Source organism: Accumulibacter sp., from assembly GCF_036625195.1.
Taxonomy (GTDB): domain Bacteria; phylum Pseudomonadota; class Gammaproteobacteria; order Burkholderiales; family Rhodocyclaceae; genus Accumulibacter.
Genome location: NZ_JAZKUG010000001.1, coordinates 128,114 through 140,497, shown reverse-complemented (window position 1 = coordinate 140,497; position 12,384 = coordinate 128,114). Strand labels below are relative to the sequence as shown.

7 protein-coding genes are annotated in these 12,384 nt (G+C 65.7%); 3 read left to right on the top strand and 4 right to left on the bottom strand.

The features are described from left to right. Window positions 1-18: 18 nt before the first annotated feature. The 3 genes from pyk to tkt form a co-directional block, all read right to left on the bottom strand. Window positions 19-1,458, bottom strand: coding sequence for a pyruvate kinase (gene pyk / locus V5B60_RS00635; RefSeq protein ID WP_332345127.1), 1,440 nt, complete (start codon window positions 1,456-1,458; stop codon window positions 19-21). 73 nt (window positions 1,459-1,531) lie between these two features. Next, window positions 1,532-2,530 carry a type I glyceraldehyde-3-phosphate dehydrogenase gene (gene gap, locus V5B60_RS00630; RefSeq protein ID WP_332345126.1) on the bottom strand — a complete coding sequence of 333 codons (999 nt, stop codon included), beginning with the start codon at window positions 2,528-2,530 and terminating at the stop codon, window positions 1,532-1,534. Window positions 2,531-2,551: 21 nt separating this feature from the next. Next, window positions 2,552-4,534 (bottom strand): transketolase, encoded by a 1,983-nt coding sequence (gene tkt / locus V5B60_RS00625; protein WP_332345125.1) that lies wholly within the window; start codon window positions 4,532-4,534, stop codon window positions 2,552-2,554. A gap of 327 nt (window positions 4,535-4,861) precedes the next feature. Between tkt and V5B60_RS00620 the strand changes: the two genes are divergently transcribed. From V5B60_RS00620 to V5B60_RS00610, 3 genes are all read left to right on the top strand, one after another. Beyond that, window positions 4,862-6,241 carry a ribulose-bisphosphate carboxylase gene (locus V5B60_RS00620; protein WP_332345124.1) on the top strand — a complete coding sequence of 460 codons (1,380 nt, stop codon included), beginning with the start codon at window positions 4,862-4,864 and terminating at the stop codon, window positions 6,239-6,241. An 83-nt stretch (window positions 6,242-6,324) separates the two neighbouring features. Further along, complete coding sequence (locus tag V5B60_RS00615; protein WP_332345123.1) at window positions 6,325-7,128, top strand: CbbQ/NirQ/NorQ/GpvN family protein; 804 nt, start codon at window positions 6,325-6,327, stop codon at window positions 7,126-7,128. 14 nt (window positions 7,129-7,142) lie between these two features. Then, complete coding sequence (locus tag V5B60_RS00610; RefSeq protein ID WP_332345122.1) at window positions 7,143-9,431, top strand: nitric oxide reductase activation protein NorD; 2,289 nt, start codon at window positions 7,143-7,145, stop codon at window positions 9,429-9,431. 186 nt (window positions 9,432-9,617) lie between these two features. Here V5B60_RS00610 and V5B60_RS00605 read toward each other — a convergent pair whose 3' ends face one another. Beyond that, a complete protein-coding gene (locus V5B60_RS00605; RefSeq protein WP_332345121.1) occupies window positions 9,618-12,377 on the bottom strand; it encodes a methyl-accepting chemotaxis protein in 2,760 nt (919 codons plus the stop codon). Between the last annotated feature and the right edge of the window lie 7 nt (window positions 12,378-12,384).

Sequence of the window (12,384 nt, the reverse complement as noted above, 5' to 3'; positions counted from 1 at the left end):
GGAAGCTCGCTGCTCCCCTCAGACCTGGTAAGCCTGTCGATCGCCGACCCGGACGATCTTCAGCGTGTTGGTGCTGCCGCTGCTGCCCATCGGGTCGCCGGCAGTGAGGACGATGAAGTCGCCCTTGTCGACGATGCCGGCGCTGGTCAGCAGTTCCTCGGCATCGTGCAGCAGCTCGTCGCGGGTGGTCGGTCGCTGCGTCATGAACAATGGATAGACCGCGCGGTACAGGCACATCCGGGTCAGCGCTTCGGGGCGCGGGGTCAGTGCGTAGACCGGAACGCCGCAGTTGAGGCGGCTCATCCAGAGCGCCGTCGCGCCGGACTCGGTGAGCGCGGCGATCGCCTTGACCTTGAGATGGTGCGCCGTCCAGATCGCGGCCAGCGAAATCGTCTGGTCGATGCGCGTGAAGACCTGATTGAGGAAGGCACTGTCGAGGGTGACCTCGGCCGATCGCTCGGCGGCCTGGCAGATCCTGGTCATCGCTTCGACGGTCTCGACCGGATATCTGCCGGAAGCCGTCTCGGCCGAGAGCATCACGGCATCGGTGCCATCGAGGACGGCGTTGGCGACGTCCGAAACCTCGGCCCGCGTCGGTGTCGGTGCGAGGATCATCGACTCCATCATCTGCGTCGCGGTGATCGCCAGCTTGTTCTTCTCCCGTGCCATCTGGATCATTCGCTTCTGCAGTGCCGGCACGGCCGCATCGCCCACCTCGACCGCCAGATCACCGCGCGCGACCATGATGCCGTCCGACGAGGCGATGATCTCCTCCAGCGCCGCCACGGCCTCGACCCGTTCGATCTTGGCGATGGTCGCCGCCTGGCCGCCCGCGGCGTGGATCAGCTGCTTCGCCATGTACATGTCGGCGGCACTCTTGGGAAACGACACGGCGACGAAATCGACACCGATGCTCGCTGCCGTACGGATGTCGTCCATGTCCTTGGCCGTCAGCGCCGGTGCCGACAGGCCGCCGCCCTGGCGGTTGATTCCCTTGTTGTTGGAGAGTTCGCCGCCGTGACGAACGGTGGTGAAGATCTCGCTGCCGATGACGCGTTCGACGTCGAGGACGATGCGCCCATCGTCAAGCAGGAGGACGCTGCCGGCGGAAACGTCGCGCGTCAGGTCCTTGTAGTCGAGACCCACGCGCTCGCCGTCGCCCACTTCGCAGCGCGAGTCGAGGATGAAACGGGCGCCCTGTTCGAGCCAGATCTTGCCCTCGGCGAACTTGCCAACCCGGATCTTTGGCCCCTGCAGGTCGGCGAGGATGCCGACCGGCCGTTGCACGCGGGCCGCCACTTCACGCACCATCTGGGCGCGCGCGATGTGGTCGTCGGCCGTGCCATGCGAAAAATTGAGGCGCACGACATCGACGCCGGCGCGAATCATCCGTTCCAGCACTTCGCTGCTCGACGATGCCGGGCCCAGGGTGGCGACGATCTTGGTATCTCGTGACATTCTTCTTCTGTGGTTGGTTGTTGGCGGCTGCAGCCAGGGGGGGCGCCCGCAGGCGCCCCCCCTTCTCACTCGCTCAGCGAGTCATCACCCGGACCATCTCCAGCACCTTGCAGGAGTAGCCCCATTCGTTGTCGTACCACGAGACGATCTTGACGAAGGTGCCATCGAGTGCCATGCCCGCTTCGGCATCGAACACCGAGGTGCAGCTTTCGCCGCGGAAGTCGGTCGCCACGACCTTCTCGTTGGTGTAACCGAGAACGCCCTTCATCGGACCCTCGGAAGCGGCCTTCATGGCGGCGCAGATCTGCTCGTAGGTGGCTTCCTTGCTCAGTTCGCAGGTCAGGTCGACGACGGAGACGTCCGAGGTCGGAACGCGGAAAGCCATGCCGGTGAGCTTCTTGTTGAGCTCGGGGATGACCTTGCCGACTGCCTTGGCGGCACCGGTCGAGGACGGGATGATGTTCTCGAGGATGCCGCGACCACCGCGCCAGTCCTTGTTCGACGGGCCATCGACGGTCTTCTGGGTGGCGGTGGCGGCGTGTACGGTGGTCATCAGGCCGCGCTTGATGCCCCAGTTGTCATTGAGGACCTTGGCCACCGGTGCCAGGCAGTTGGTCGTGCACGACGCGTTCGAGATGATCGCCTGGCCGGCATAGGTCGCGTCATTGACGCCGAAGACGAACATCGGCGTATCGTCCTTGCTCGGGGCGCTCTGGATGACCTTCCTGGCGCCGGCGGCGATGTGCTTCTGGCAGCTGTCGAGGGTCAGGAAGAGGCCGGTCGACTCGACGACGACGTCAGCGCCGACTTCATTCCACTTCAGCTCGGCGGGATCCTTGACGGCGGTCAGGCGGATTCTCTTGCCATTGACCACCAGCGTGTTGCCATCGACGGAGATGTCACCGTCGAAGCGGCGATGGACCGAATCGTACTTGAGCATGTACGCCAGATAGTCCGGTTCGAGCAGGTCATTGATGCCGACCACCTCGATGTCCGGGAAGTTCTTGACGGCAGCGCGGAAAACCATGCGGCCGATACGCCCAAAGCCATTGATGCCTACCTTGATAGTCATTGAAACGGTCTCCTTGAGAAATTACAGCAGTGATTTCACGATCCTGACCACATTGGCCACGGTGAAACCGAAAGAGTCAAACAACTGGTCGGCGGGCGCCGACTCTCCAAATCGATCGATGCCGAGGACGGCGCCGTCGAGTCCAACGTACTTGTACCAGAAGCCGCTCACGCCGGCTTCGATCGCCACCCGCGGCACCGCTCGCGGCAGCACGGCGTCGCGATAGGCCGGCTCCTGGCGGTCGAAAACCTCGCAGCAGGGCAGCGAAACCACACGCGCCGCGATGCCGTCCGCCGCCAGTGCGCGCTGTGCGTCGAGCGCCAGGCGAACCTCCGAGCCGGTGGCGATCAGGATGACGCGCGGCGCCGGGCAGTTGGCCAGCACATAGCCGCCACGGCGGATCGTCGAAGCGGCTGCAGCGCTGCTGACGAGCGGCAGGTTCTGCCGCGAAAGGGCGAGAATGGTCGGCCCGTGGCGACGCTCGACGCCGGCCACCCAGGCGACCGCGGTTTCAACGGCGTCGGCCGGCCGCCACAGGTCGACCCCGGGGATCAGTCGCAGGCAGGCGAGATGCTCGATCGGCTGGTGCGTCGGTCCATCCTCGCCGAGGCCGATCGAGTCATGGGTATAGACCATGATCTGCCGCAACTGCATCAGTGCCGCCATGCGGATGGCGTTGCGTGCGTAGTCGGAGAACACCAGGAAGGTGGCGGTGTAGGGCAGCAGCCCCCCGTGCAGCGCCAGGCCGTTGGCGATCGCCGTCATGGCGAACTCACGCACGCCGTAGTAGATGTAGTTGCCGCCCTGCTGACCAGTGATCGCTTGCGCGCCCGGCCACCAGGTCAGGTTCGATCCGGTCAGGTCCGCCGAGCCACCGACCAGCTCCGGCAGGCACGGCGCCAGGGCAGTGATGGCGCTTTGCGAGGCCTTGCGCGTGGCGATGGTGCCGGCACGGGCAGCTCCGGCCAGGCAACCCGCAACGGCATCCTGCCAGCCTTCCGGCAGCGCACCCTCGATGCGGCGGCTGAACTCGGCAGCCAGTTCGGGGAAGGCGTCGGCGTAGGCGGCAAAGCGCTTCCGCCAGTTGTCCTGGAAGAAGCTGCCGCGGACACGGCCGTCCCACTGTGCGTAGACCTCGACGGGAATCTCGAAAGGCGCGTGCGGCCAGCCGATGTGGGCGCGCGTCGCGGCGACTTCGGTGGCTCCCAGCGGTGCACCGTGCGCGTCGTGACTGCCCGCCTTGCTGGGCGCGCCAAAGCCGATCTGCGTCCGGCAGCAGATCAGCGTCGGTCGCTCACCATCGCTGCGAGCGGCCAGCAGCGCCGCGTCGATCGCCTGCGTGTCGTGGCCGTCGATGTCGGCGATCACCCGCCAGCCGTAGGCCTCGAAGCGTTGCCGGGTATCGTCGGTGAACCAGCCGGCGACGTGGCCATCGATCGAAATGCCGTTGTCGTCGTAGATGGCGACCAGCTTGCCGAGCCCGAGGGTGCCGGCGAGCGAGCATGCCTCGTGCGAGATGCCCTCCATCAGGCAGCCATCGCCGACAAAGACGTAGGTCGCGTGGTCGACGATCTCGTGCCCGGGCCGGTTGAACTCGGCGGCGAGCATCCGTTCGGCGATCGCCATGCCGACCGCGTTGGCCAGCCCCTGCCCGAGCGGGCCGGTCGTCGTCTCGACGCCGGCCGTGTGCCCGACCTCGGGGTGGCCCGGTGTCCGCGAGCGGAACTGGCGGAACTTCTTCAGGTCGTCGAGCGAAACGTCGTAGCCGCTGAGATGGAGCAGCGCATAGAGGAGCATCGAGCCATGACCGTTCGAGAGGACGAAGCGGTCACGGTCCGGCCAGCCAGGATCCGCCGGGTTGTGGCGCAGGTGGCGACGCCAGAGCACTTCCGCGATTTCGGCCATCCCCATCGGCATCCCGGGGTGACCGGAGTTGGCCTGTTGCACCGCGTCCATGGCGAGGGCGCGGATGACGCTGGTCAGGGGGGAAAATGGTTTGGGCACGATGCTTCGCGAGTCCGGGGCAGGAGGTTGAATCGCATGTGCGGATTATCCGCCAAAAGCGGCACTTTTGCCACCTTCCTCGCCGCAGCGCCGTCAGCGCGCCGCCGGCCGCGCCCGCCTCGCGGCGGCTGGCGTTGGCGGCGAGGCCGGTCTGGCCGCGGCGCACGTGCCGGCGAAACAGGGGGGGCTTCGTTGGAAAGTGATCGCTAACGATAATTTGCAAAAAGTTTAACTTCAAATAATCTATGTGAGCACCTAAACTGCGCGCACTCCGATCCGCAGACCCGTTCCGCTCGCTCTATTCCACCTCCACGCAGGGAGACAAGCATGGACCAATCGAACCGTTACGCCGACCTCAGCCTCCGGGAAGAGGACCTTATCGAGGGTGGTCGGCACATCCTCGTCGCTTACAAGATGAAGCCGAAGGCGGGTTACGATTACCTGCCGGCAGCCGCCCACTTCGCTGCCGAATCGTCGACCGGCACCAACGTCGAGGTGAGTACGACCGACGACTTCACGCGCGGCGTCGACGCCCTCGTCTACCACATCGACGAAGCGAGCGAGGAGATGCGCATCGCTTATCCGCTCGAACTCTTCGACCGCAATGTCACCGACGGCCGCATGATGATCGTCTCCTTCCTGACGCTGTGCATCGGCAACAACCAGGGAATGGGCGACATCGAGCACGCCAAGATCTACGACTTCCACGTCCCGCAGCGCGCGCTGCAGCTCTTCGACGGGCCGGCGAAGGACATCTCCGATCTCTGGCGCATCCTCGGCCGGCCGATCCGCGACGGTGGCTACATCGCCGGCACGATCATCAAGCCGAAGCTTGGCCTGCGCCCGGAACCATTCGCCGCAGCCGCCTACCAGTTCTGGCTCGGTGGCGACTTCATCAAGAACGACGAACCACAGGGCAACCAGGTCTTTGCGCCGATGAAGAAGGTCATGCCGCTCGTCTACGACGCCATGAAGCGGGCGCAGGACGAAACCGGGCAGGCCAAGATCTTCTCCGCCAACATCACCGCCGATGACCATTACGAGATGTGCGCACGCGCCGACTACATCCTCGAGACTTTCGGTCCGGATGCCGACAAGGTGGCGTTTCTCGTCGACGGCTATGTCGGTGGCCCCGGCATGGTCACCACCGCGCGTCGCCAGTACCCGAACCAGTATCTGCATTACCACCGCGCCGGCCATGGGGCCGTCACCTCGCCAAGCTCGAAGCGCGGCTATACCGCCTATGTCCTGGCGAAGATGGCGCGGTTGCAGGGGGCCTCGGGAATACACGTCGGCACGATGGGCTTCGGCAAGATGGAAGGCGACGCCGACGACCGCTCGATCGCCTACATCATCGAACGCGACGAATACCAGGGTCCGGCCTATCACCAGAAGTGGTACGGCATGAAGCCGACGACGCCGATCATCTCGGGCGGCATGAACGCCCTGCGCCTGCCGGGATTCTTCGCCAACCTCGGTCACGGCAACGTCATCAATACCGCCGGTGGCGGCGCGTACGGCCACATCGACAGCCCGGCCGCCGGCGCGATCTCGCTGCGGCAGGCCTACGAGTGCTGGAAGGCCGGCGCCGACCCGATCGAATGGGCGCGCCAGCACCGCGAGTTCGCCCGCGCCTTCGAATCCTTCCCTGGCGATGCCGACATGCTGCATCCGGGCTGGCGGGACCGGCTCGGCGTGCATCGCTGAGACCAACGAGCGGCGGTCGCGGGCCGACCGACGACCGACAACGGCACGCCGGCGGCTCGCTGCCGGCTGGGCAGGGGCAGGCAATGACCGACAGCGAGCAGTACCGGGTTCGCCGGGAACCTTTCTACCGCCAGCAGGGCAACGAGGTCGCGCTCTATGCCGCTGCCTACGCCGCCCGCCTGCCGGTGATGGTCAAGGGGCCGACGGGTTGCGGCAAGTCGCGCTTCATCGAATACATGGCCTGGAAGCTCGACCGGCCGCTGATCACGGTGGCCTGCAACGAGGACATGACGGCCTCGGATCTGGTCGGCCGCTACCTCCTGGAAGCGGGCGGCACGCGCTGGCTCGACGGTCCGCTGACCACCGCCGCGCGTATCGGCGCCATCTGCTACCTCGACGAGATCGTCGAGGCCCGCCAGGACACGACCGTCGTCATCCATCCGCTGACCGACCACCGGCGGACGCTGCCGCTCGACAAGAAGGGCGAACTGCTGCGCGCGCATGCGGACTTCCAGCTCGTCATTTCGTACAACCCCGGCTACCAGAGCCTGATGAAGGATCTCAAGCAGTCGACCAAACAACGTTTCACCGCCTTCGATTTCGACTACCCGGAGGCCGAACTCGAAGCGACGATCCTGGCCAGCGAAAGCGGCATCGATCGCGCGTTGGCGGCGCAACTGGTCGCCGTCGGCGCTGCCGCGCGCCGCCTCAAGGGGCATGGTCTCGACGAAGGCGTGTCGACCCGCCTGCTCGTCTATGCGGCGACGCTGATCCGGAACGGGGTCGCTGCCGGCGACGCCTGCCGCATGGCGCTCGTGCGTCCGATCACCGACGACCGCGACATCCGCGAGACGCTCGAGCACGCAATCGACGCCATCTTCGCCTGAGAACGGGACTTGGCATGCGCGGCAGCGAGACTCCCCCGGCGCTCTCGGCGGATCGTCTGGCCGCCTGCCGTGCTCGGCTCGACTGCCGGCTGCCGCAGGTCGACGGCGTCTTCGCCGACTGCCTGCGCGAAGCCATCGCCGTTCTCACGCCGGCGGGCGTCGACGCCTACCTCGACTGCGCCCGCTTCCTCGGACGCATCGGCCGTGGCGCCGAACCGCTGCTCGCCTTCCTCGAGGAGTGGCCGGCAGTCGCGCGCTGCGTCGGCGAAGAGAGCTTGCCGGCAGTGGTCGCGACGCTGCAGCGTTTGCACAAGTCGCCGAACGGCAAGGCCATCGCCCCGTTCCTGCAGAGCCTCGCCGCCGTGTCACGGCGGCTTGCCGCCGGCGGGCAATTGCAGCGCTACCTCGACCTGACGCTGCGCCTGATGGAGCGCACTTCGGGATCGATCCACGGCATCCACCAGACCTTCGCCAGCCCCGGCCTGCCCGACTTCCTGGTCCAGGCGCCGACGCTGCTTGCCGGCCTGAGCATCGCTGGGCTGACGAACTGGGTCGACTTCGGCGTGCGCAATTACGCCAGCCACCCCGAACGTCAGCGTGACTACTTCCGCCTGCAGTCGGCCGACAGCCGCGCCGTCTTCCAGCGCGAACGGCACGGGACCCTGCTGGTCGACCACGAGCGCCTGCTCGAGCTCTATTTGCGGGGGCTCTGGGGCGAGCAGGCGCAGCTCGTCCCGTACGCCGTCGCCAGCGAGGCCGCCAACCCGGCGTCGCCGGTGCAGCCCTACGACGACGCGGATGGCATCCGCCTGCCCGACGTCCTCGATGATGCGCCTGGCGTCAGCGGCATCGACCGCTACCGCGCCGCACTGGCGCACATCGCTGGCCACCGGCGCTGGAGCACGCCGCTGTTCGCCGACAACCTCAGCCCGATGCAGCGCCTGGCGGTCGAGACCTTCGAGGACAGCCGCATCGACACGCTGATCGTCCGCCGCTACCCGGGCATGCGGCGCATCTTCGGTGCGCTGCATCCGCGCCCGGTTGCCGGCGCCTGCGACCCGCAACGCTTCTCCTGCCTGCGCCATCGCCTGGTCATGCTGTCGCGCGCCCTGCTCGATGGCGAACACGGCGACAGCGACGGAGACCTGCGCGAATTCGTTGCCCGCTTCCGCCAGGCGCTGGCCGATGGCGAGGCAAGCAGCCTGGCGATGAGCGAGCTGGCGCTCGCTTACGTGGCCCGCACCCGCCGGCAGAGCGACCAGTTGCCCGAGCTCTACTTCACCGATACGCTGGTCGACTACCGCGACGACAACCGCCATCTCTGGCGCTTCCACGAACTCTCCGACGACGAGGAGATGTTCGTCGAAAACCGTCCGGCGAGCGCCAGCGCCGAAATCCACCGCCTGCCACCGCACCATTACCCGGAGTGGGACGATCACAGCCAGAGCTACCGTCCCGACTGGGTGAGCCTCTACGAATCGCTGCACCCGTCGGGCGACGCGGCGCTGATCGACCGGCTGCTCGACCGGCACGCCGCACTCGCCCGTCGGCTCAAGCGCCTGCTCGACATCCTCAAGCCGCAGGACCGGGTTCGCCAGCGTTTTCAGGAGGATGGCAGCGACCTCGACCTCGATGTCGCCGTCCGCTCGCTGATCGACTGCCGCAGCGGCGTCACGCCCGATCCGCGGATCAACATGAACCATCGCAGCAACGGCCGCAACCTCACCGTCCTGCTGCTCCTCGATCTTTCCGAGTCACTGGCGGACAAGGTCGGCAGCGGCGATGGCGAGCAGACGGTGCTCGAACTCAGCCAAGAGGCGGTCTCGCTGCTCGCCTGGTCGATCGACCAGCTCGGCGACCCGTTCGCCATCGCCGGCTTCCATTCGGATACCCGGCACGACGTCCGTTACCTGCATCTCAAGGGCAGCAGCGAGCCCTGGGGCGACGCCGTCAAGCAGCGCCTGGCGGCGATGCAGGCCGGCTACTCGACGCGCATCGGCGCCGCTCTGCGGCACGCGGCGCACTACCTCGCGGCGCAGCGGGCCGAGAAGAAGCTGCTGCTGGTCCTCACCGATGGCCAGCCGTCGGACGTCGACGTGCCGGACGGCCGGCTACTGATCGAGGACGCGCGCAAGGCGGTGGGCGAGCTCGACCGGCAGGGGATCTTCAGCTACTGCATCAGCCTCGATGCCAAGGCGGACGATTACGTCGCTCACATCTTCGGTCACCGCCATTCGGTGATCGACCGCATCGAACGGCTGCCACAGCGGCTGCCGGAACTGTTCATGGCGTTGACGCGCTAGATCTGGGCAGCGAACCAGCGACAGCCGCCACTCTTTCGATCACCGGTCGACGTCGAGCGCCGGGCAGCGCCAGCACGCTGGTGACCAACGGCGATCAACCAGAGTGAATCCGGGACAGGCCGATGGGCACCATCATTCACCGTGCCAGGGAATGTGCAAGCGCTTCTTCCCGATATCAAGGCCGTTTCATGCCGTGTCCGAAGGCGTGGCATGAAATTCCGGGCTCTTGCGATAGAAGCGGAAGCAGTTCCGCAGTTGCGCCGTCTGCGCCGCGTCGAGGCCGCTGAACTCGACGCCGCACAGGAATCCGTCTGCCTCTCGTTTCTGCCAAGCCAGTCGCGCTTCGATGCTCAGTGGGTTCTGCTTCTCGTACGCTTGCAGATCGCTGTTGGGCAAGTAGAGCTGCAGGCGGAGCGGCTCATTCTGCGGCAACATGTTGCGGGTTCTCAGTCGCAGGCCCTGCATCGAGAAATCGCTGGCGACGGCTTCAGCCGCTGTCGTTCCGAGCAAGAGTCTGACCCGCAGCGTGTTCTGGGCGCGCGGCGCGCGCCGCTTTTCGTGCTGTGCCGGTGCGATCGCCAGCTCTCCCGTGAACGTGAATCCTTCCATGATGTTGTTGAGCCGGCCGGCGACGGCGCGCAGATCCTCGCCGATGGCCGCCGTCGTCTGCACCTTCATTCCATTGGCGTGCAGGGTATGGAACAGGTCGTCCTGCCGGGATTCGAGGCGGGCGAATTCGTCGACCTGCTGTTGGCTGGCCTGGGAAATGGCCTGGTTCGCCCTGGCCGTCTCGACGGCAGTCGTCGCGATGCCCTCGATGCTCTGTGCCGTCCTGCGTGCTTCCTCCTGCGTCGCGCCGACTTTTTCGACGACCACATTCATTGAAGTGACCACGTGCTGGACCTTCTCCGACAGTTGTCCGATGATCGCGCTGACCTCGGAGGCCGAGTGGGTCGTGCGCTCCGCCAGTTTCCGCACTTCGTCGGCGACCACGGCAAAGCCACGCCCCGATTCCCCGGCCCGCGCTGCCTCGATCGCCGCATTCAATGCCAGCAAGTTGGTTTGCCCGGCGATTTCCTTGATGACGTTCACGATGTTGTGGATCATCTGGGCAAAGCGCTCCAGTTCCAGGATTTCGCCGGATGCGTGACCGACCTCGCGCGCCGTAAGCTCCATCGATGCGATGTTCTGGCGCACGTTGTCGATGCCTTTCCGGGCGAGTTCCTCCACCTGATCCGAGCGGTTTGCCGTATCGATGGCTCGTGCCTGCACCTCGGAAGAAATCTGGTGGACATGCTGCATGGCCTTGCCGACCTCGTCCGAATGGCATTCCTGCTGTTCGCTGACGTCGGCGATTTCGTTCGAGATGGCGGCTACCTGATAGGCGGATTGCTCCATGTTGCGGCCACAGTCGTCGATTTCCTTCAAGATGATCTGCAACCTGTGCTGCATCTTGTCGAGTGCCAGCAACATCTCCCCGGCCTCATCGCCGGACCTGACTTCGATCGCGTTGTCGAGTTTCCCTTCCGCCACGCAGTTGGCGACCTGCACGGCGAGGTCAAGTGCCCGGTTGATGCGGCGCACGATGAAAAACGACAGGAACAACCCGGCCAGGACAGCGACCATCGCGATCAGGACGGAGAGTTCCTGCGTGTGACGCGCCGACTCGATGACCTGAGTGCGTGATTCGGCCGCCTGTCGGCGCGATGCCTCGATATGATCGACGATGATCTGCTTGATCTCCCGCCACAGCGGCGTTTCGGCGGCAATCGTCAACTCCCGTGCCGCGGCAAGTTCATTGGCCGTGACGCGGCTGACGATCGTCTCCTGAATCTGGCGTTGCTTCTCGCGCAGGGTCGCAATCCTCTGCAGCGATCCGGCTGCGGAGTCGTTGCGGCCAGCGAGGCTTTGCGCCTGCTGCAGCGCCTTGCCGAAGTCGGCCGCTGCCTTCGCAAAATTGTCAAATGCCTTTCGGTTCTCTGGTTCCAGTTGCATGTTGCGCAGCGCTTGACCCATCTGCAGACCTTGGGCATACATTTCCGTGAAGGCGAGGAGTTCGGCCTGGTCCTTGTCCACGAAAGTGGAGAACCGGCCGGAGGTCGTTCCGATGCCGGTGATGGCGACCGCCAAGCCTGTCCCGAAGAGGATCACGATCGAGCCGATGATGATGAATATTTGCGTGCGAATTCGCAGGCAACGAACAACTGAAGGCATTTTCATGGCGACGGGCGAGAAGAGTCGGGATTGCCGGCGTGTGGCGGTGCGGTGACCAAGCCCTGCGCAGGGCGGTGCTTGAAGGCCCGCGAGCGAGGTCGGGAAAAGGCATTGGAAACTGGACCATGTCGCGCGAGTATCTTCCCTGCAGCACCTCATCGTCAAGAAGCGGTGCGTTCCCGCCCGGTTCTCCTCTACGCCAGAAAACGGCGCTGCCGGTTCACGGCGGATTCCCGAAGGATGCCGCCCGCCTGGTGTGGGTGGACATCGGGCATCACCGCTCCCGCATGGCGGGTCCTGCACCCCCTTTTCCCGCACGAACCGCTGCTCGAACCCGAACGCCGGACGGCCCGCAGCCGCGCACACAGGTCGAATCTCAAGTAGATTACGTGCTCGCGCTGCGGCCGCTGCCGCCGCGCCGCAGAAATCGCCGGAAGCAGGGTACGCATGGACGTTTTCAAGTTTCGCGAGCGGCTGGTCGGTGAGTACAGCGAGTTCACCCGCCGGTTGACGTGTATCAGCTCGGCGGACATCGCGTCCTTCGTCGCCGCCGCGTATGAGTCGCAACGCGACTGGCCCGCGCCGCTGGTCCAGGTGAATCCGAACTTCAGGAACGAGCGCTCCGTTGACCAACTGGTCTCGGCCGGCAGCCTGCACGCCGAATGTGCGCGGATCTTTCGGGCGGGCAAGGGGGCCGCTTCGGCCGGCACATCGCTGCAGCTCTTCAAGCACCAGGAGG